At 50.4% G+C, this 21,012-nt stretch carries 19 protein-coding genes; 12 read left to right on the top strand and 7 right to left on the bottom strand.

The annotated features are described in order from the left end of the window. Nucleotides 1-76 precede the first annotated feature (76 nt). Together MKS11_RS19610 and efp are read right to left on the bottom strand one after the other, a co-directional pair. Entirely contained in the window at nucleotides 77-208 is a 132-nt protein-coding gene (locus MKS11_RS19610; protein ID WP_004206422.1) for an entericidin A/B family lipoprotein, read from the bottom strand. Between the two features lie 73 nt (nucleotides 209-281). Further along, entirely contained in the window at nucleotides 282-848 is a 567-nt protein-coding gene (gene efp / locus MKS11_RS19605) for an elongation factor P (protein WP_004206421.1), read from the bottom strand. Nucleotides 849-889: 41 nt separating this feature from the next. Here efp and epmB point away from each other — a divergent pair, with 41 nt between their 5' ends. Beyond that, on the top strand, nucleotides 890-1,918 hold the full coding sequence (epmB, locus tag MKS11_RS19600) for an EF-P beta-lysylation protein EpmB (protein WP_053810858.1): 1,029 nt from the start codon (nucleotides 890-892) through the stop codon (nucleotides 1,916-1,918). Nucleotides 1,919-2,047: 129 nt separating this feature from the next. Here the strand turns inward: epmB and MKS11_RS19595 are convergent, their stop codons facing one another. Continuing rightward, nucleotides 2,048-2,692: a winged helix-turn-helix domain-containing protein gene (locus MKS11_RS19595; protein ID WP_048295750.1), complete on the bottom strand. Its 645-nt coding sequence runs from the start codon at nucleotides 2,690-2,692 to the stop codon at nucleotides 2,048-2,050. A 476-nt stretch (nucleotides 2,693-3,168) separates the two neighbouring features. On the opposite strand from MKS11_RS19595, the gene MKS11_RS19590 reads away from it, so the two are divergent. The 8 genes from MKS11_RS19590 to yjeJ all read left to right on the top strand — a co-directional run bounded on the left by MKS11_RS19590 (nucleotide 3,169) and on the right by yjeJ (nucleotide 13,161). Further along, on the top strand, nucleotides 3,169-3,729 hold the full coding sequence (locus MKS11_RS19590; protein WP_004206418.1) for a fimbrial protein: 561 nt from the start codon (nucleotides 3,169-3,171) through the stop codon (nucleotides 3,727-3,729). Between the two features lie 58 nt (nucleotides 3,730-3,787). After that, entirely contained in the window at nucleotides 3,788-4,474 is a 687-nt protein-coding gene (locus tag MKS11_RS19585) for a molecular chaperone (RefSeq protein WP_004206417.1), read from the top strand. Between the two features lie 35 nt (nucleotides 4,475-4,509). Further along, nucleotides 4,510-7,053 carry a fimbria/pilus outer membrane usher protein gene (locus tag MKS11_RS19580; protein WP_284109658.1) on the top strand — a complete coding sequence of 848 codons (2,544 nt, stop codon included), beginning with the start codon at nucleotides 4,510-4,512 and terminating at the stop codon, nucleotides 7,051-7,053. A gap of 22 nt (nucleotides 7,054-7,075) precedes the next feature. Then, nucleotides 7,076-8,092: a fimbrial protein gene (locus MKS11_RS19575; protein WP_043519272.1), complete on the top strand. Its 1,017-nt coding sequence runs from the start codon at nucleotides 7,076-7,078 to the stop codon at nucleotides 8,090-8,092. Nucleotides 8,093-8,427: 335 nt separating this feature from the next. Then, nucleotides 8,428-8,778, top strand: a complete 351-nt coding sequence (locus MKS11_RS19570; protein WP_043519271.1) for a hypothetical protein — start codon at nucleotides 8,428-8,430, stop codon at nucleotides 8,776-8,778. A 102-nt stretch (nucleotides 8,779-8,880) separates the two neighbouring features. After that, nucleotides 8,881-10,167 (top strand): HlyD family secretion protein, encoded by a 1,287-nt coding sequence (locus MKS11_RS19565; protein WP_023291696.1) that lies wholly within the window; start codon nucleotides 8,881-8,883, stop codon nucleotides 10,165-10,167. Next, the gene (locus MKS11_RS19560; RefSeq protein WP_044525176.1) at nucleotides 10,160-12,283 is read left to right on the top strand and encodes a peptidase domain-containing ABC transporter; all 2,124 of its coding nucleotides are present in this window, start codon (nucleotides 10,160-10,162) and stop codon (nucleotides 12,281-12,283) included. Before MKS11_RS19565 ends, MKS11_RS19560 begins: the two co-directional genes overlap by 8 nt. 14 nt (nucleotides 12,284-12,297) lie before the next feature. Continuing rightward, nucleotides 12,298-13,161 carry a YjeJ family protein gene (gene yjeJ, locus MKS11_RS19555; RefSeq protein ID WP_044525175.1) on the top strand — a complete coding sequence of 288 codons (864 nt, stop codon included), beginning with the start codon at nucleotides 12,298-12,300 and terminating at the stop codon, nucleotides 13,159-13,161. A gap of 54 nt (nucleotides 13,162-13,215) precedes the next feature. Here yjeJ and MKS11_RS19550 read toward each other — a convergent pair whose 3' ends face one another. From MKS11_RS19550 to MKS11_RS19540, 3 genes are all read right to left on the bottom strand, one after another. Beyond that, nucleotides 13,216-13,569 carry a DUF4156 domain-containing protein gene (locus MKS11_RS19550; protein ID WP_004206410.1) on the bottom strand — a complete coding sequence of 118 codons (354 nt, stop codon included), beginning with the start codon at nucleotides 13,567-13,569 and terminating at the stop codon, nucleotides 13,216-13,218. Between the two features lie 258 nt (nucleotides 13,570-13,827). Then, complete coding sequence (gene groL, locus MKS11_RS19545) at nucleotides 13,828-15,474, bottom strand: chaperonin GroEL (RefSeq protein WP_002885441.1); 1,647 nt, start codon at nucleotides 15,472-15,474, stop codon at nucleotides 13,828-13,830. Nucleotides 15,475-15,511: 37 nt separating this feature from the next. After that, nucleotides 15,512-15,805 carry a co-chaperone GroES gene (locus tag MKS11_RS19540; RefSeq protein WP_004152420.1) on the bottom strand — a complete coding sequence of 98 codons (294 nt, stop codon included), beginning with the start codon at nucleotides 15,803-15,805 and terminating at the stop codon, nucleotides 15,512-15,514. Between the two features lie 233 nt (nucleotides 15,806-16,038). On the opposite strand from MKS11_RS19540, the gene yjeH reads away from it, so the two are divergent. Continuing rightward, on the top strand, nucleotides 16,039-17,289 hold the full coding sequence (yjeH, locus tag MKS11_RS19535; RefSeq protein WP_004206408.1) for an L-methionine/branched-chain amino acid transporter: 1,251 nt from the start codon (nucleotides 16,039-16,041) through the stop codon (nucleotides 17,287-17,289). Between the two features lie 50 nt (nucleotides 17,290-17,339). Here yjeH and MKS11_RS19530 read toward each other — a convergent pair whose 3' ends face one another. Further along, complete coding sequence (locus tag MKS11_RS19530; protein WP_004206407.1) at nucleotides 17,340-17,816, bottom strand: FxsA family protein; 477 nt, start codon at nucleotides 17,814-17,816, stop codon at nucleotides 17,340-17,342. Nucleotides 17,817-18,153: 337 nt separating this feature from the next. Between MKS11_RS19530 and aspA the strand changes: the two genes are divergently transcribed. After that, nucleotides 18,154-19,590, top strand: a complete 1,437-nt coding sequence (aspA, locus tag MKS11_RS19525; RefSeq protein ID WP_002885424.1) for an aspartate ammonia-lyase — start codon at nucleotides 18,154-18,156, stop codon at nucleotides 19,588-19,590. Nucleotides 19,591-19,704: 114 nt separating this feature from the next. After that, nucleotides 19,705-21,006 (top strand): anaerobic C4-dicarboxylate transporter, encoded by a 1,302-nt coding sequence (locus tag MKS11_RS19520; RefSeq protein WP_017900073.1) that lies wholly within the window; start codon nucleotides 19,705-19,707, stop codon nucleotides 21,004-21,006. Nucleotides 21,007-21,012: the final 6 nt, after the last annotated feature.

Below are 21,012 nucleotides of genomic sequence, written 5' to 3'. Positions count from 1 at the left end.
TTTTAAGAGAAAAGGAGTATTCGTGGAGGAAGCAGGCGCACCGGAAGGCGATCGCGGCAGGCGAAACGGAAGGAAGTCAGCTTACAGCGCGAGAGATGGCGTGACCCAGGCCCTGAATATCTTCACCGAAACCGCGGGCGGTATTGCAGCCAGACAGCAGTGCGCTGCTCAGAAACAGTAACGCCAGGAGTTTTACGCTGCGCTTCATGTGTCGTGCTCGTCGTGCCAGTACAGAAAGAGCGGCGCAGCACAGAGGCTGCGCCAGTCATCATGACGTGAAATTACTTCACGCGGGATACGTATTCGCCAGAGCGAGTATCCACTTTAATTACTTCGCCAATCTGGACGAACAGCGGCACTTTAACCACAGCGCCAGTAGACAGGGTCGCTGGTTTACCACCGGTACCCGCGGTGTCGCCTTTCAGACCTGGGTCGGTTTCAACGATTTCCAGCTCAACGAAGTTCGGCGGGGTGACCGCGATCGGCTGGCCGTTCCACAGGGTTACGATGCACTCAGCCTGATCCAGCAGCCATTTGGCATTGTCACCGATCGCTTTCGCGTCAGCAGACAGCTGTTCGAAGGTTTCGTTGTTCATGAAGTGCCAGAACTCACCGTCGTTATACAGGTAAGTCAGGTTCATATCGACAACGTCCGCGCCTTCTGCAGAATCAGTAGATTTGAAGGTTTTCTCAACGCGGGTGCCGGTCAGCAGACGGCGCAGCTTAACGCGCGCAAACGCCTGGCCTTTACCTGGTTTAACGAATTCGCTGGCTTCTACCGCATAAGGTTCGCCATCTAACATGATTTTAAGACCAGCACGAAAATCGTTGCTATAGTAAGTCGCCATAAGGCCCTCTGAAATTGTTTAACTGGTAGCTAAGCCACAAAATGGCGCATATTGTAACCCTAAATACCCCATCCAGAGAAGATTGGATAACGCAACTTGCCAATGTTGTGACCAGTCCTGATGAACTGCTGCGTCTTTTAAATGTAGACGCTGATGAAAAACTGCTCGCCGGACGTGAGGCCAGACGCCTGTTCCCGCTGCGCGTCCCGCGCGCGTTTATTGCCAGAATGGAGAAAGGCAACCCTGACGATCCGCTGCTTCGTCAGGTACTTACCGCCGAAGAGGAGTTTATCGTCGCCCCCGGCTACTCCACCGATCCGCTGGAAGAACAGCACAGCGTCGTGCCCGGCCTGTTGCACAAATATCGCAACCGGGCCCTGCTGTTGGTGAAAGGCGGTTGCGCGGTCAATTGCCGTTACTGCTTCCGCCGCCACTTCCCTTATGCCGAAAATCAGGGCACCAGGCGCAACTGGCAGACGGCAATGAACTATATCGCTGAGCATCCGCAGCTTGATGAAATCATCTTCTCCGGCGGCGACCCGTTGATGGCGAAGGACCATGAGCTTGACTGGTTAATGACCCAGCTGGAAGCCATTCCGCACGTTAAGCGTCTGCGTATTCACAGCCGCTTGCCAATCGTTATCCCGGCGCGCATCACCGAGACGCTGGTCAGCCGCTTCCACCGTTCGTCGCTGCAGGTGATCCTGGTTAACCACGTCAATCACGCTAATGAAATTGACGGCGAGTTTCGCGCGGCGATGGCCATGCTGCGTCAGGCGGGCGTCACGCTGCTTAACCAGAGCGTGCTGCTGCGCGGGGTGAACGATAACGCGCAAACCCTGGCCGATCTCAGCAATGCGCTGTTCAATGCCGGGGTAATGCCCTACTACCTGCACGTGCTGGACCGGGTACAAGGGGCGGCACACTTTATGGTCAGCGATGATGAAGCCCGTGAAATCATGCGTGAACTGTTGACCCTCATCTCCGGCTATATGGTGCCGAAGCTGGCGCGAGAGATCGGCGGCGAACCCAGCAAGACGCCGCTGGATTTAGGACTGAAGCAGCGTTAGCCCCCCTCCCTTGTCTGCCAGGTCGTGCTGGCAGACATCTTAATATGAATACACCGCCAGGTTGGGGCTAACATACTCGGCAATCCACTTTACCGTTACCTTCTCGATATAAACCCCAGCGGCGGCGTATTATCGATGTAACACGATCAGTACGATAACATTGATAACTATCATCACGACAATCAGCGCGATTAACCAGGTGGGAACTTTAAAGGTTATATGTAATCGTTCCGATACTTTCTCTGCCACCTTCACGCTATTTTCCCGCCTATCATTCTCCTGGATTGCTAAATTCACTGGTAGTGGAAGACTTAATTTATGGTCAATTTTCCCCGTATCATTGAAAATGACATCAGCAGTTTTACTACTGTGAAAATGCGTTAATCTTTCCCGATTCATATTCTCGCACTCTTCATCCGAGAGCGGGATAACTAAAGTATCCGGGGCGACGCTAAAGCCTTTTTGTCTGACGGTGATAATGATATCCTCAGATAGTCCGGCTTTGAGCAGCGATTTTCTCAACAAAGAGATATTTTGATAAAATGTATTTTGCGAAACTACCACTCCCCGTGTTTCCCATACAGCCGCCAGAAATTCATCCCGAGAAATCACTTTGCCGCAATTCTGCAATAGCAGCAGCAAGCATCTGGCGGTAGGCGCATTGAGGCTGATGCTCTCCCCATCCCCGGCAAGCGGTCGCAGCTCATTCATATTGGCATTAAATATAACCTCCTGATTAATTATACAGCCATTAAATAATGCAATATCATCCATATCCTTGCCCCACGCAACCCTATTATCCATAACAAAAATAAATAATCCCAGCTAAAACATGGCGTGAACATTATCGCTTCAGGCAGAAGCGGGGTCAGTTCACATTGAACTTCAGCTTTGAGGATACCGCATAAAAAATGACAAGCGATAGTTATCTTGTTTAAAAGCCACATTTTCGGATTAAATTTATCTCAACCAAACTCAACATCTCATTAGAAAAGGTCATTATTAAATTCACGTGTGCTTCATCAAGAATTCACAAGCATTTTTTGCACCAGACTTTTAAATTACCCCCGCTTCTCCATGGTTCGCTATGGCAAGTGATATTGTAGCGTCGTTCACAGGAAGGTAGGTTTCAGCACTATATAAGGAATGCTGGCGCTTATTTTCAATATCAATAGGAATGTATACTCCATTCCCATGATAACTGTTATCGATTCTACACAGGACTAAGTATCTATATATGGATTAATTAAATGAAAAAGACAATCGTAGCTGTAATGGTCGCTGCTTCTGCAGTTCTGAGTGCTCAGGTAATGGCAACCAACACCGCTCAGGTAACTGTACTGGGTGAAGTCTCTGATGCAGCTAACTCTTGCGTCGTGACTCCGACGGGTACCCTGAACAACGGTATCGTTCAGCTGATGACCGTGACCACTACCGAAGCGAATGCTGAAGCGGCTGGTGCTCTGTTTAAAACTCAGGACTTCGGTTTTGACGTGAAAGACTGCGCACAGGGTAGCGCCACTCCGGTTACTGCTGTAACCGTCAATGTGACCGGTGCCTCCAGCAACGCTAACATCCTGGACAACACCGCACCTGGCGGCGCTACCGGCATTGGTATCGGTATCCAGCGCGTACGTGATGCTCACCGCGTAGGCTTCGACGGTTCTGACCTCATGACCGAAAGCTACACTGCAGCTGGCGGCACTCAGCTGAAGTACACCACTGGTTATGTGAAAGTGAACTCCGCGACTCCGGTTACCGAAGGTCCGGTTAAAGGTGTTGCGACCTTTACTATCGATTATACCCTCTAATTTTTCCCCGAAGGGCTCCGCTTCACAGCGGGCCCTTTTTCGCATTCAGAGAAAAACCATGTTCAGGAACTTATTAAATATCACCGCATCCTGTGCATTACTCCTCAGTAGTATTGCCCATGCTGGTATTGTGATTGAATCCACACGCTACCTCTATAAAGAAGGTGCGCGTGAAATCACCGCGCAAATCGAAAATAAAGATGACATCCCTTATCTGATTAAATCCTGGGTTGAAGCGCCGGCAGGGAAAACGCCCTCTTTTATGGCTACACCTCCGTTATTCCGCCTTGAGGGTAAGCAGCAGAATACCGTGCGTCTATTTTCTACCGGAAACGTCAATGCCCCGAACGACCGGGAATCCATATACTATTTTAACGTGATGGCCATCCCGCCGGCGGACGATGAGAAAGCCAACGCCAATACTATTCAACTGGCGGTCCGCCACCGCATGCGTCTGGTCTATCGTCCAAAAGCACTTTTCGACCTTTCTCCAAACATTGAAGCCAAAAAACTCGAATGGCGGAAATCAGGCACAAAACTGACGATTAAAAATCCGACACCGTTTTTCTTCTATTTCCATAGTGTTCAGATTGGTAGCAAAGAAGTGAAGCCGGAAGTCAACTCGGTCGCTCCAATGACGACCAAAGAAGTGACATTAAAAGAAAATATCAATGCCTCCAGCGTCAACTGGAAAGTAGTTAATGATTATGGCGGAGCAGGATCGCTCTATTCCTCATCGCTGTAATAAGAATTTTATTTTATCATTATAGGGATGTGTCTATGCCAAATAAGAATAATGGATTATTCAAACTATCCGCGGTCTTCCTCGCAATGCTTCCGGCATTGCTTTCTGGTTTGAATAATAAAGCGCAAGCACGTGACTTTTTCGATCCCTCATTCATTAGCTCATTGAATGGTAGCGATCCATCAACCACTCCCGACTTATCTATTTTCCAGACGCAGAACGCACAGGCGCCAGGGGATTATCGGGTAGATATCATGTTTAATGGTCGCTATCTGGATACCAGGACAATGAAGTTTGTTGCGAATAGCCGTGCCACTGGGAATAATCGAGAGCCCGCCCTGGTGCCCTGTTTGAGCCTGAAAACATTGGCAGAGTATGGCGTACGGGTTAAAGCCTTTCCCGAACTGGTCGAGGATAAAAACGGCTGCGCCAATCTTTCAGTCATCCCGGATACCAAAGCGGATTTCGACTTTACCGTCCAGCGCTTGAATATATCCATTCCGCAGGCGGCACTATCTACCACCGCGCAGGGATATATTCCACCGGATCAGTTTGATGACGGCATCAACGCCCTGCTGGTGAACTATCAGTTCAGCGGCTCAAACGACATGCAGGCCAATGACGAATACTACAGCCTGAACCTGCAGTCTGGCCTCAACGTTGGCCCATGGCGTATCCGTAACCTCAGCACCTGGAATAAAAACAACGGCGATGCGGGTGATTGGGACTCAGCCTATCTCTACATGCAGCGCAGCATTCGTCCCATCAACAGTAATCTGGTGATGGGCGAGAGCTCGTCACTCTCAGGCATCTTTGACAGTGTACCGTTTACCGGTATTCAACTGGCCACCGATACATCAATGTTGCCGGAAAGTATGCGCGGCTATGCGCCGATTATCCGTGGTATCGCCAAAACCAACGCCCGTGTCTTCATTAAACAAAACGGCTACCAGGTATACCAGACCTACGTGGCGCCTGGCGCGTTTGAAATCACCGATATGTACCCGAGCGGCGGTAGCGGCGACCTTTACGTCACCGTGGAAGAGTCCGACGGTTCTAAGCAGGAGTTCGTCGTACCGTTCGCTACGCTGCCGGTGATGGTCCGTGAAGATCAGCTGGAATATGAAATTACGTCTGGTAAATATCGTCCTTACGACGGCGGGGTCGATGAAACGCCCTTTACGCAAGCTACCGCGACCTACGGTGTCTCCAGCAGCCTGACGCTTTATGGCGGGGTGCAGGCCGCATCGCGCTATCAGGCGCTGTCAACAGGCCTCGGCTATAACCTCGGCGAGCTTGGCGCCGCCTCGGCAGACGTCACCCTGGCCTGGTCAAAAATGAAAGACGACGAAAAGACCTCTGGGCAGTCATGGCGTGTCCGTTACGGGAAAAATATTATCGAAACCGGTACAAACGTGACTATCGCTGGCTACCGCTATTCCACCCGCGGATTTAATACCCTCTCTGAAGTGTTAGATAGCTATTCTAATGATGGCAAGTATACTCCTCGCTCGCTGCGCAACCGCACCAATCTGACGCTGAATCAAAGCCTGGGTAAAGGCCTCGGCAGTCTGTCTATCAGTGGATTGATTGAAGATTACTGGGACGATAAGCGCACCAACAAGTCGATCAGCGTGGGGTACAACGGTGGCTTCCGCAATGTAAACTATTACCTCGGGTACAGCTATAACCGCTATACCTGGAGCGGGAATAACTCCGGGAAAGACGCCCAGGACGATCAGCGTATCTCGCTGACCGTCACGCTGCCGCTGAGCAACTGGCTACCGGGCACCTATACCAGTTATCAGTTAACCAACAGTAATCCGGGGTCTACCGATCAGTCCGTTTCCATCGGCGGCGTCGGACTGGATAACGATAGCCTGGAGTGGAGTCTTCAGCAGGGGTACAGCAACCGGGAATATTACAGCGGCGATATGCGCGCGACCTATAACGGCGCCCGCGGCAGCGTCAATGCCGGTTACAGCTACGATCGCGGTAGCGAGCGTATAGACTATGGCGCCAACGGCAGCATTGTCGCTCATGCCGATGGGGTCACGCTTGGTCAGGACATCACCGATGCCGCCGTACTGGTTAAGGCCCCAGGTTTGGATAACGTCAAGCTGGCCAACGATAACACCATCACCACCGACTATCGTGGTTACGCCATCGTACCTTATGTCACGCCTTATCGTCGCACCGATATCACCCTCGATAGTACTTCGCTTGGCGAAGATATGGAGCTTCCGGAAACCACGCAGAGCGTCGTTCCGACACGCGGCGCCATCGTGCGGGCCAATTATGCCGGTAATATCGGCCAGCGCGCATTTGTCCATCTGAAAACGGCCAGCGGCCAGGACGTACCTTATGGTGCGATGGTGTTACTCGCCGGGAGCAGCCAGGCACAGCCAGGCATCGTCAGCGACGCCGGGATGGTCTATATGTCCGGCCTGCAGCAAACCGGAATACTTAACGTGCAATGGGGCAAAAGCGCGGCGCAGCAGTGCAATGCTTCCTTTACTTTACCGGCCAGGGAAGGCAAAGCGGCTGGCATCAGTCAAATCGAAACAATTTGTCGCTAATATTGACCAAGGACAATAAAGAATGAGAAAAACACTGATTTTTCTATCTATATTATTATGTTGTTGTGAAGCAGCTGCCAAATGCGATTATGATGGTTCCGATGGGCAAGCAGTATTTAACTTAAGTCCTAAAATCGCAACGGATCCAACAATACCCGTTGGTACAGTTTTGTATACCAAAAAAGTTGGTACCGGACACTATAAAACCTTTGAATGCAGCAAGATAATGGGTGATCAGTATATCATTACCTCATCCGCACCCGAGGTCTCTGGTGTCACGGGTATAATGGGAAAACCGGTCTATGAAACGGGGATTGATGGTATTGGTTTTCAGTTTTCAGATATTCTGGACAGCAAGCATGGTTCAATTAAACCCGCAGTGGCACAATCTACGATTGTGCCAATTTTAAAGTCGAATGATGACTACAGATTTATGACAGTATGGTTAATAAAAACAAAACCTGTCATTGATACATCCGGCGTCAGTACCAATCCGGTATTTAAATTCTCAGCGGGTAACTTAAGCACCAACCCCAGGGCGTCAGATCGTCTGTTAATGACTGCGTCTCTGAAATTCAAGAGTATTTCTTATAAGGCGACCTCCTGTGATATTTCTGTGTCTGGACCGAGCCAAATCACCTTAAATACAATTGAAAAAAATACATTAATGTCAATCCCTCGGGGTGGCACAACCCCATCACAGAAAACTATCACAATGGACGTTTCATGCCCAGCGGGTTCAATTGGTAATAAACTTTACTATTGGTTTAACCCAGTTAGTGGCACCAGTCCTGCGGGGAATGGCATCATCGATAATCTGCTAACAGGAGGCGGAGCAGCAAGCAACGTTGGCATTATCTTCAAAAAAGACAATAGTCCCGTTATATTTTATGACGCAGAGACCTACAGTATTGCCAGCGCTCAAGCATCGCAAAAAATTAACTTTACCGCCGATTATTACCGAATGAGCGACAACAGCGCTGAAGTCTCGGCCGGGCATGTAAAAGCGATACTTGAGGTAGTAGTTCAGGAAGAATAAAGAGAACCATAATCTCATAAAAGGTGGATAATGATATCCACCTTTTTTATTTTTCCATACATAATCAAAAGCATTATGATATATACGGATGAAAGTAATGCACTACATTTGAGTCACGTCCATAATAATAGCTTAATTTAACTTGCTAAAATTAATATTGCTTTGTGAATCTATAAAATAATTAGATTAGATTAGATTCAGAATGAATCTGAAATTTCATCAACAATTCACATTAAGTTGAGTTGATTCATACTACAGCAACGACTATCTTCTCTGCGGACCAACTTCCGGTCTGGAATGAACATATAATTTTAATTTTAGTTAAAGGACTAATCATGCATCAATTAACTGTATTTGAAATGGAAGAGATTTCTGGCGGCGCGCTGACTGATACTCTTACCGATATTATGACCTGGGCTGCTAAAGAAGTAGGCGCCATCGCTCTGGGCGCCTCTCTGGGGGCGATTTTTGGTACAGGTTACGCTGGACGTTGGGGCGGCGTAAGCGGCGGTATCTTTGGTATCGGCTCGATTGGCCAGGGTGTAGGAATGATTGCCGGGGTTATTCTCGGTGGCGTCTGCTTTGGTATTGCTGCGGGTATCGTTGGCTGGGATATGACGCTGCATTATGCAACAGGTGTAATGGATGCCGTTTATGATGGCACATTAAACTTCTGGAGCAATTAATTTACGCCTCAGCTGTTTGCTCAACGTTTTGTTGACATTCTTTACTAAGTAAATAGGGCCTGAAATATCGGGCCTTTTCATTTCATTATGTAAGTGATAATTATGTTAAGAAAAATCTATCGCAAGGAAGCGATCGAATACAAAAAGCATCACTGGAAAGGAAAGGCGTTGCTGCTAGCAGGGCTTCCGGCATGGCTTATTGCATTACTTTCTTTTGCCTTTTTAGCCATTCTAATAACCACCACAATATTTTGTACCTTTACCCAACGCATTGATGTTCGCGGGGAAGTTATTACTTTACCTCATTCTGTCAATGTTTATGCGCCACAGCAAGGGTTTGTTATTTCCCAATATGCAAAAGTCGGTGACCTTGTCGCCAAAGGACAGTCTTTATATGAAATTGACATCTCCCGAAATACAACAACAGGCAACGTCAGTACGGCGCAAATAGAAGTCATTAATGAAAAGATTGCGAACGCTGAAGATATCATCACCAAACTTTCTCATAATAAAGAAGAAACTCGCTTATCTTTAGATAAACAGCTAAAAACCATCAATGATTCGTTAAAAGAAACTAACCGCATGCTGGTTAATGCGCAGACTGGTTTAAAGAAAATGCATGATAATCTTTCCAGTTACGATAAATATCTTCGTGATGGCCTTATCACCAAAGATCAGTATAACTATCAGCATTCATTATACTTTCAACAACAGAGTACCTATCAGTCTTTGGTCAGTCAGAAAATGCAACTGGAATCCCAGGTAACCCAGTTAAATAGCGATAAAATCACAAAAACGGCAGATTTTGACAACCAAATATCATCTCAGGAAAACCAGATTAATGATTACAAAAACCAGTTGGTTGAATCAAATGCCAATGGTAATGTCATTATTAAAGCAACCACAGAAGGACGCATTGAATCGCTGGCTGTAACAAAAGGACAAATGGTCGACAAAGGCAGCAGTTTAGCGCAAATCAAACCCACTGGTGATATAGAATATTATCTTATTTTATGGTTACCTAATAATAGTATACCTTACGTCAAACCGGGTGATGTCATTAACATCCGCTATGATGCTTTCCCATCCGATAAATTTGGGCAATTCCCGGGGAAAATACTTTCAATATCTTCGGTCCCGACATCCCGACAGGAACTGTCTGAATACACTAATGTTAATAATGGAACGAACCAGCAGGAACTGGCACTCTATAAAACCATTGTCAAAATTGAAAACAAAACCTTTAATTACAATGGTAAAACGCTTTCGCTTTCGAATGGACTGAAGGCTCAAGCCGTTGTATTTCTCGAAGAGCGCCCACTTTATATGTGGATGTTTACCCCTGTGTATAAGATAACTCAAAGCATTACTGGGCCAATCCATGACTAACGAATTGTTCAAAACCATTGTTGCAAAACTAAATTTTTCTCTGGTTAACAAAACGCCTGTTATTCTACAGTCAGAATCATCGGAATGTGGAGTTGCCTGTCTGGCGATGGTCTGTGGTTATTATGGGTTAAATATCGATTTATTTAATTTTCGTCAACGATTCGGTAGCCCCTCACAGGGCTCCTCACTGCTGTCTCTAAGCAAAACAGCCGAGCAGGCTGGTTTAAAAAACCGTGCGCTAGCGCTCGACCTCGATGAAATAAAACAGCTTAAGCTTCCCTGCATCATCCACTGGGGAATGAACCACTATGTAGTCCTTACAAAAGTAAAGAAAAACGGATTTGTGATTCACGATCCCGCGCTGGGTAAACGAATCATTGGCATCAGTGAGATGTCAAATAATTTTACCGGCGTTGCGCTTGAACTCTGGCCTGACCATAACTTCCAACAAGAGGAGGCGAAATCCCGTTTACGACTCCTGGATTTAATGCATAAAATTGTTGGTTTAAAATCGGCGCTGATTAAGATCTTTGCTTTCTCTGTTGTGGTAGAAGCGATTGGCCTCCTGTTGCCTATTGGTACACAGTTAGTAACTGACCATGTCATTATGGCGCACGATGAAAGTTTACTCTCTGTTATTTGTATTGGTTTAATATTTTTTACGCTATTCCGCACGTTTATTAGCATGCTCCGAGCATGGACGTCGTTAACGTTGAATACGTTGACAAACATTCAATGGAAAACAACGCTATTCGATCACTTGGCAAGTTTGCCATTATCTTTTTTCGAGAAAAGACACTTAGGTGATATCCAGTCTCGTTTCTCGTCTCTGGATACCATTCGTTCAATTTTTACCAACAGTATCGTCACTGGCATCATCGATTCGATAATGACGATCGGTTTGTTAGTCATGCTGACATTATATGGCGGCTGGTTAGTCTGGGTCGTCATTGGCTTTACCGTCTGCTATGCGATTATGCGCTTCGCTACCTATAGTTTTTATCGGCGCGTAACGGAAGAGCAGGTCGTTAAAGGGGCGCGTGCTAACTCTCACTTTATGGAATCACTTTATGGCATTTCCACGATCAAAGCATTAAATTTAAAAGAACGTCGCTCGCAGCATTGGCTGAATCTTAACGTTGATGCCAGTAACGCAGGTATTAAGCAAACTCGCTTTGATATGATGTTTGGTGGGATTAATACCTTTATCACCTCTATCGATCAGGTGGTGGTACTGTGGTTGGGTGCCATTATGGTAATTGATAATGAGATGACGCTCGGTATGTTTATGGCATTTAATGCTTATCGAGGCCAGTTTTCTCAACGTGCATCGAATCTCATTGATTTGGTGATGCAGCTTCGTATGCTCTCGCTTCATAATGAACGTCTATCTGAAATCGCCTTTAGCGAACCGGAAAAAGAACTTCCATCCCGACGTGTGTTTACAGCAAACACCGGCGTGAAACTTGAAGTCAGGAACCTGAGTTATCAATACGATCCTTTTTCACAACCCATTTTTACCAATCTGAATATAACGGTTGCCCCAGGCGAGTCTGTCGCGCTAATTGGCCCATCTGGCGTTGGCAAAACCACGCTGTTGAAAGTCATGTGCGGTTTGCTTTCACCTGACTCCGGCGAAATACTGGCGGATAATCTGGAGATTCAAAAAATTGGTTTAAATAACTATCGTCTCGGTATCGCCTGCGTACTTCAGGAGGATCGTCTCTTTTCAGGTTCACTTATCGATAATATCAGTGGTTTTGATGATAACCCCGATTTGGAATTCGTAATGGAATGTGCCAAACATTGCAACATCCATGATGAAATCATGAAGATGGCGATGGGATACGAAACCATTGTCGGCGAACTGGGGCTGGGCATTTCCGGCGGTCAAAAGCAGCGTATCCTGATCGCTCGTGCTTTGTACCGTAAACCGAGTATTCTGTTTATGGATGAGGCAACTAGTCACCTGGATCTCAGAAATGAGTCGGTCATCAATCAGTCGATTTCAGCGTTAAGTATCACCCGAATTATTGTCGCGCACCGGCCATCAACCATTGCATCAGCCGATCGCGTTATTGACCTCTCACAATCGAAGTCGATGGCTACCGCTTAATAAAGGAGAAGATTATGCAAGGAACGTTTATTGGTTTTAATACTGCAGGAATTACTTTTGAAGAGCGTTTCCTGGCGCTGTTACTTAAGGTCAAGAAAGCGAATGATACCTGTGAGATTTTCTATCTTCAGGCACCCGTATTATCCGACCTGCTTCTGATATTGCAAAGTAGAATGGCCTTAATTTTTCAGCGACTTGAAAATAAAGGCGAGGCTTACAAAGATGAGATTATCGCTTATAACGAAACACTCGTAACCCATATCCCCACGGTAGAAATGGCTGAAATACAACAGCCTTCTCCTGAGCGGCGTATAATGTCTATTACGCTTAAACCTGGCGAAACGCAGTCAACGCTGATCCTGGTATTTCAGGATGAGCAAATTAAGACGTTAACTATTGATGACCGACAGGTTGAAGCCCTGATAATCGGTATTCAACAGGCATTAAAAACAGTCGGCGATCAGGAACTTATCCAGTATTTAAGTTCAAATATGGATTTTTTAATGTGCTACAGCGTCGACTTAACTACTCAGCCGAATATTGATTACCAGCAGTATCCCCAGGAAGAATGGAAGCTAAACCTGTTTTCCCATTATCTGGGCGTGCTCTATTGCTGCGAGACGGACGAAGGCAAGAAAATTGTCTCCGGAGCGGTGGTAAAAACCAGTGCGCCACATTTATCTGAAATGGAAAACAGCGTGGTAGTACGCCTTATTGAGAAAAGCCCCAAGCTTAAGGCGATGCACACGGCGCTGGCGCCATGCCAAATCTTCAGTACCATTATTCCTTCCCAGCCAGGAAGAATGCTCAGCCTGGAAGAGTGTCTGCGTCCCCTGCATGCCTTCTATCTGGAGAAGAAAGCGGAGCTTAACGCCTGACCCTCTTCTACCGGTCACGCCTCTCTCTACGCTCGCAGAGAGAGGCATCGCGCATCAGTTCGGGCACTTATATACCTGGCCGTTCATCTCGCTGTCGGTGGGCACAAAGCTCGACAACAGATTTTGCGTCGGGCTGCTGACGCCATAAATCACGTTGCCGCCCATGGCTGCCGCCTGGTTACGCAGGGCGTTAGCCGCACCGCGCATGGAGCCACCCTCATCGCCATTCTGGCCGGAGAGCCAGTTACTCTGTTTACCCGTCGCGGTCCCTAACAGCTGACACTCTGCGCCCGGCTTCTCCTGTACAAAACGCACATTCTGGCCGGCAGAGGTTAATTCATTGCTGGAACTGCAACCTGCTAACAGTAAGGCTGCGCCGGCAATCCCTGCTAAATATTTGACCTGCATGTTATTCCCCATGATCGATGAGCTGGACGCACTGGCCCGGATGTAAACCTGTCATCCTTCAAACTGCGTCGGCATGAGCCGCTTTCATTCCTTACCCGGTCGCGCTTGTCAGTCGCTTCCGATACGAAGGTGCTTGCCGCTCTGATACAGCTTAAATGATTTTATGTATAAGCCTTATACTAAAAAGCGCACCAAAAGAAAAACCCCCAGCCATTGCTGGCCAGGGGTTTCTGCTTTTTTATGCTGTATAGCGCACGATTACATCATGCCGCCCATACCGCCCATGCCGCCCATGCCGCCAGCAGCACCTAAATCAGGCGCGTCGCCTTTCGGCAGGTCGGTCACCATGCACTCGGTGGTGATCATCAGGCCAGCCACGGAAGCCGCGTACTGCAGTGCAGAACGGGTTACTTTGGTTGGGTCCAGGATACCGAAGTCGATCATGTTGCCGTATTCTTCAGTTGCCGCGTTGTAACCGTAGTTACCGTCGCCTGCTTTCACGTTGTTCGCGACAACAGACGGCTCTTCACCGGCGTTGGACACGATCTGACGCAGCGGCGCTTCCATTGCGCGCAGCGCAACTTTGATACCGACGTTCTGATCTTCGTTCTGACCGGTCAGGCCAGCGAGTTTCGCAGCAACGCGAACCAGCGCTACGCCGCCGCCAGCCACCACGCCTTCTTCAACCGCAGCACGGGTTGCGTGCAGGGCGTCGTCGACGCGTGCTTTTTTCTCTTTCATTTCAACTTCGGTAGCTGCACCGACTTTGATTACTGCCACGCCGCCAGCCAGTTTAGCGACACGTTCCTGCAGTTTTTCACGGTCATAGTCGGAGGTTGCTTCTTCGATCTGCTTACGGATCTGAGCAACACGGCCCTGGATTGCGGACTCTTCGCCAACGCCATCGATGATGGTGGTGGTGTCTTTATTGATAACCACGCGTTTCGCCTGGCCCAGGTCTTCCAGAGTTGCTTTTTCCAGCTCCATACCGATCTCTTCAGAGATAACGGTACCTCCGGTCAGAGTAGCGATATCCTGCAGCATGGCTTTACGACGGTCGCCGAAGCCCGGCGCTTTCACCGCAGCCACTTTAACGATGCCGCGCATGGTGTTAACCACCAGGGTCGCCAGCGCTTCGCCTTCAACGTCTTCAGCGATGATAACCAGCGGTTTGCCCGCTTTCGCTACAGCTTCCAGAACCGGCAGCATTTCGCGGATGTTGGAGATTTTTTTGTCAGCCAGCAGGATGAACGGGCTTTCCAGCTCAACGGCGCCGGTGTCCGGCTTGTTGATGAAGTACGGGGACAGGTAGCCACGGTCGAACTGCATACCTTCAACCACGTCCAGTTCGTCTTCCAGGCCAGTACCGTCTTCAACGGTGATCACGCCTTCTTTACCGACTTTGTCCATCGCTTCCGCGATCAGTTTACCTACGGTTTCGTCAGAGTTAGCGGAGATGGTACCTACCTGAGCGATAGCTTTGGAGTCAGAGCACGGAACAGACAGCGCTTTCAGCTCTTCTACTGCAGCCAGTACCGCTTTATCGATACCGCGTTTCAGATCCATCGGGTTCATGCCTGCAGCAACAGCTTTCAGGCCTTCGTTCACAATGGCCTGCGCCAGTACGGTTGCGGTGGTGGTACCGTCGCCTGCCGCGTCGTTCGCTTTAGAGGCAACTTCTTTCACCATCTGCGCGCCCATGTTTTCAAACTTGTCTTCCAGTTCGATTTCACGAGCAACGGAAACGCCATCTTTGGTGATGGTCGGCGCGCCGAAGGATTTGTCCAGAACCACGTTACGGCCTTTCGGGCCCAGGGTCACTTTAACTGCATCTGCCAGTACGTTTACGCCGCGCAGCATTTTTACACGAGCGTCGTTACCGAATTTTACGTCTTTTGCTGCCATTTCTTATATTCCTCAAATTCGTTCAGGGTCGTGCGAATTAAGCTTCAACAATTGCCAGGATGTCGCTTTCGGACATGATCAGTACTTCTTCGTTGTCGATCTTTTCAGTCTTCACGCCGTAGCCATCGTTGAAAATCACGATGTCACCAACTTTAACGTCCAGCGGCTGCACGGTCCCGTTTTCCAGGATGCGGCCTTTACCGACAGCGATGATTTCGCCACGCGTTGACTTAGCTGCTGCAGAACCGGTCAGAACGATGCCGCCCGCAGATTTGGTTTCAACTTCTTTACGTTTGACGATCACACGATCATGTAACGGACGAATACTCATTGATAGCTCTCCTTCGAGAAAGTCATTATCAGTTATGGGTGACGCCGGGCCGAACGCGGTTTACCGGCTAGTGCAGAGAGAGATGGGGATGGCCATTTCCGGCTTCAAGGGCAAAATTAAAAAAAAATTTTTACCTTTGCGCTGGCACGCAAAAAGCGGCGTCACCGGGCAACCGGTCATAAGGAAAAGCGATTGTGATACTCTCTTTCTTTTTACTGGCGCAGGATGGAATCATGAGTGGTTTAAAACAGGAGTTAGGGCTGGGACAGGGAGTCGGGTTGCTTTCCACCTCACTGCTGGGCACTGGCGTTTTCGCCGTCCCGGCGCTTGCGGCGCTGGTCGCTGGCGATAACAGCCTGTGGGCATGGCCGTTGCTCATCCTCCTTGTTTTTCCGATTGCCATCGTCTTTGCCCTGCTGGGCCGCCATTTCCCCAGCGCGGGCGGCGTGGCCCACTTTGTCGATATGGCCTTTGGCCCACGTCTGGCTAGCGTCACCGGCTGGTTATTTTTATCGGTTATCCCGGTCGGGCTCCCCGCCGCACTGCACATCGCCACTGGCTTCGGCCAGGCGCTGTTCGGCTGGCATGATGCGCAGCTGTTGCTGGCGGAGCTAGGTACCCTGGCCATCGTCTGGTGGGTCGGTTCACGCGGCGCCAGCTCCAGCGCCAACCTGCAGACCCTGGTTGCCGTGCTGATTGTCGCGCTGATCGTCGCCGTCTGGTGGCGCGGCGGAATAAGCCCGGCGCAAATCCCCTTCCCCGCCCCGGCGGCGATCGACCGCGGCCAGCTCTTCTCCGCGCTGTCGGTGATGTTCTGGTGCTTTGTCGGGCTGGAAGCCTTTGCCCATCTCGCCTCGGAGTTTAAACATCCCGAGCGCGATTTTCCCCGCGCGCTGATGATAGGCCTGCTGCTTGCCGGCTCGGTCTACTGGGCCTGTACCGTGCTGGTGTTGCACTTCCACGCGTTTGGCGAGGAGATGGCGGCGGCCGCGTCTTTACCGAATATCGTGGTCCGCCTGTTCGGCGTCGAAGCGCTGTGGGTGGCCTGCGTCATCGGCTATCTCGCCTGTTTCGCCAGCCTTAACATCTATATTCAGAGCTTCGCCCGCCTGGTCTGGTCGCAGGCGCAGCATAAGCCGCAGAGCTACCTCGCGAGGCTGTCGCCGCGGCAGATCCCGCGCAACGCCCTCAACGCCGTGCTGGGCTCCTGCGTGGTCAGCACCTTGTGTATCTATTTTCTCGATATCAATCTGGACGCGCTGATCGTCTATGCCAACGGCATTTTCATCATGATCTATCTGCTGTGCATGCTGGCGGGCTGTCGTTTGCTGCGCGGGCGCTATCGGCTGCTGGCGGCGGTGGGCAGCATTCTCTGTCTGCTGCTGCTGGCGATGGTCGGCTGGAAGAGTTTGTACGCGCTGGTGATGCTGGCGGCGCTGTGGTTGTTTTTACCGAGACGCAAGCTGGCGACAGGCAGCGTATAGGCGCAATAAGAAAGCGGCCCGGTCGCGTCTGCTGACCGGGCCGATAAAAGTTAATCGCGGCGATCGTCCTTATGGTCCAGACGGTCGCGCTGTTCGTCCTTGCGCTGGAATTCCCCTTCGAAGGTCTCTCCACCGCCAGTCCCGGCGCTGAAGCCGCCGCCCGGCATCCGGCTGAAGCGCAAATGCGGCATCAGCTTCATCGTCAGGTGCTTCTGCACCGGGGGCAAAAGCAGCAGCAGGCCGAGGAAATCGGTAAAGAACCCCGGGATCAACAGTAGCAGGCCAGCGATAATGAGCGAGACGCTTTTGATCATCTCCGCCGCCGGGCTCTCGCCCGCGGCCATCTTCTGCTGCATCAGCAGAAAATTTTTGAAGCCCTGGTTACGCACCAGCGACATCCCCACCACCGAGCTAAAGATCACCAGGATCAGCGTCATAAAGACGCCCAGCACGTGCGCGACCTGGATAAAGATCGATATCTCAATGTACACGTAAAGAAAAAAGGCAATAAACGGAATCCAACGCACCGGCGTCTCCTTCATCGACAGGCACCGAGTTCGGCCCCCGTAGTTATCAATTTGCTGATCGCATCCCACTAAGATGGGGATGCTGAGCGGCTTTTCAATCAGCGGAAATGCTTATTTTTTCCAGGAATAGGAAAGCGGTGACCCATTTCACAGATTAATAAATCTTCTCACACCCGCGATGTAATAAGTGATCAAGCTTACTGATATTCGCTATCATCAGCATATGATCTTGGGCACCGGGCCGGTTAAGGAAATAATCGTCGGCCAGAAAATATACTGAATACTGGATATTCTGTGTATTTGGTGAATTCATTGGCAGCTTGAAAAGAAGGTTCACATGTTAAACAACATTCGTATCGAAGAAGATCTGTTGGGCACCAGGGAAGTTCCCGCGGACGCTTACTACGGCGTTCATACTCTGCGAGCGATTGAAAACTTCTACATTAGCAACAGCAAAATCAGCGACATACCAGAATTCGTGCGCGGCATGGTAATGGTGAAGAAAGCCGCGGCGCTGGCGAACAAGGAGCTGCAGACCATTCCCAAAAGCGCGGCAAATGCGATTATCGCCGCCTGTGACGAAGTCCTGAATAACGGCAAATGCATGGACCAGTTCCCGGTCGATGTCTTCCAGGGCGGGGCCGGCACTTCCGTAAACATGAACACCAACGAAGTCCTGGCGAACATCGGCCTCGAGCTGATGGGTCACCAGAAAGGTGAATACCAGTATCTGAACCCAAACGATCACGTTAACAAATGTCAGTCCACCAACGATGCCTACCCGACCGGGTTCCGCATCGCGGTGTATGCCTCCATCCTCAAACTAATCGATGCGATTAAGCAACTGGGCGAAGGTTTCCAGGCGAAAGCCGTAGAATTCCAGGACATCCTCAAGATGGGCCGCACTCAGCTGCAGGACGCGGTGCCGATGACCCTCGGCCAGGAGTTCCATGCCTTCAATGTGCTGCTCAATGAAGAGACCAAAAGCATTCTGCGCACCGCGGAGCTGCTGCTGGAGGTGAACCTTGGCGCAACCGCCATCGGCACACGTCTCAACACCCCGGACGGTTATCAACAGCTGGCGGTACAGAAGCTGGCGGAAGTGAGCAACCTCCCGGTCGTTCCGGCGGAAGACTTGATTGAAGCCACCTCGGACTGCGGGGCGTACGTCATGGTCCACAGCTCGCTGAAACGCCTGGCGGTGAAACTGTCCAAGATCTGTAACGACCTGCGCCTGCTCTCTTCCGGACCGCGCGCGGGCCTCAACGAAATCAACCTGCCTGAACTGCAGGCTGGTTCTTCTATTATGCCGGCGAAGGTTAACCCTGTGGTGCCGGAGGTGGTCAACCAGGTCTGCTTTAAAGTGATCGGCAACGACACCACAGTAACCATGGCCTCCGAAGCCGGGCAGCTGCAGCTGAACGTAATGGAGCCAGTGATCGGCCAGGCGATGTTCGAATCTATCCATATTCTGACCAACGCCTGCTACAACCTGTTGGAGAAATGCGTCAACGGCATTACCGCCAACAAAGCGGTGTGCGAAGGTTACGTCTATAACTCCATCGGTATCGTTACTTACCTCAACCCGTTTATCGGCCACCACAATGGCGATATCGTCGGCAAGATCTGCGCCGAAACCGGGAAGAGCGTGCGGGAAGTGGTGCTGGAGCGTGGGCTGCTGACGGCGGCGGAGCTGGATGACATTTTCTCCGCGCAAAACCTGATGCATCCTGCTTATAAAGCGAAGCGTTATACCGATGAAAGCGAACAGTAATCTTTCCGGATAGTCATTCAAAGGCATGTCAGCGATGACATGCCTTTTTGCTTTTTAGTTTTACTAAAATACAACAATCCAATATCAACTTGTTAAAAAACAAGGAAGGCATATATGTTTGGTGCAGAACTGGTTATTGTCCTGCTGGCGATTTATCTCGGCGCCCGGCTCGGCGGCATCGGTATCGGCTTTGCCGGTGGCCTTGGCGTCCTTGTCCTGACGCTTATTTTTCAAATTAAACCGGGTGCGATCCCCTTCGACGTTATTGAAATCATTATGGCGGTGATTGCCGCTATCGCCGCCATGCAGGTCGCAGGCGGGATGGATTACCTCGTCAGCCTCGCCGAACGGATGCTGCGTCGCCACCCGAAATATATTACCTTCCTTGCCCCGCTGGTGACCTGGTTTATGACCGTGCTCGCCGGCACTGGCCATACCGCCTTCTCCACGCTGCCGGTGATCACCGAAGTGGCCAAAGAGCAAGGCATCCGTCCGTCCCGTCCGCTGTCGATTGCGGTGGTGGCCTCCCAGATAGCGATCACCGCTTCGCCTATCTCCGCCGCGGTGGTGTTCTTTGCCGGGATCCTGGAGCCGCTGGGCGTTAGCTACCTGATGCTGTTGGCCATCTGTATTCCGGTCACCCTGCTGGCGGTAATGCTCACCGCTATCGTCTGCAACTTCCTCGGCTGCGAGCTGAAAGACGATCCTGTTTACCAGGAGCGGCTGGCCAAGGGTGAAGTCAGTCTACGCGGCAGCCAGGTATTTGAACTGAAGCCGCACGCCAAACGTTCCGTTCTGCTGTTTCTGATCGGCATCGTGGCGGTGATGTTCTACGCTACGGCCATCAGCGATACCGTCGGCCTGATCAAAAACCCTGTACTCCCGCGTAACGAGGCGATCGTGGTGTTTATGCTGACCATCGCCACCCTGATCAGCATCACCTGCAAAATCGACACCGGCGAAGTGCTCAATGCCAGTACCTTTAAGTCCGGGATGAGCGCTTGCGTCTGCGTGCTCGGCGTCGCCTGGCTGGGGGATACCTTCGTTAAAGCGCATATCAGCGACATCCAGGCCGTGGCCGGCGACTTGCTGCAAAACTACCCGTGGCTGCTGGCGGTGGTGCTGTTCTTCGCCGCCACGCTGCTCTACTCGCAGGCGGCCACCACCAAAGCGCTGATGCCCGCCGCGCTGCTGCTGGGCGTCAGCCCGCTGACGGCGATTGCCTCCTTTGCCGCGGTCTCGGCGCTGTTCGTCCTGCCCACCTACCCGACCCTGCTGGCGGCGGTGGAGATGGACGACACCGGCTCAACCCGCATTGGTAAATATGTCTTTAACCACGCCTTCCTGATCCCCGGCGTTATCGCTATCACCCTGTGCGTGATCCTGGGTTTCATCTTCGGCGGGATTATGCTGTAAATGCCG

Origin of the sequence: Klebsiella sp. K5-45 (genome assembly GCF_030128605.1) — a bacterium.
Lineage (GTDB): Bacteria > Pseudomonadota > Gammaproteobacteria > Enterobacterales > Enterobacteriaceae > Klebsiella > Klebsiella quasipneumoniae.
This window is presented reverse-complemented; position numbering and strand designations above follow the sequence as displayed.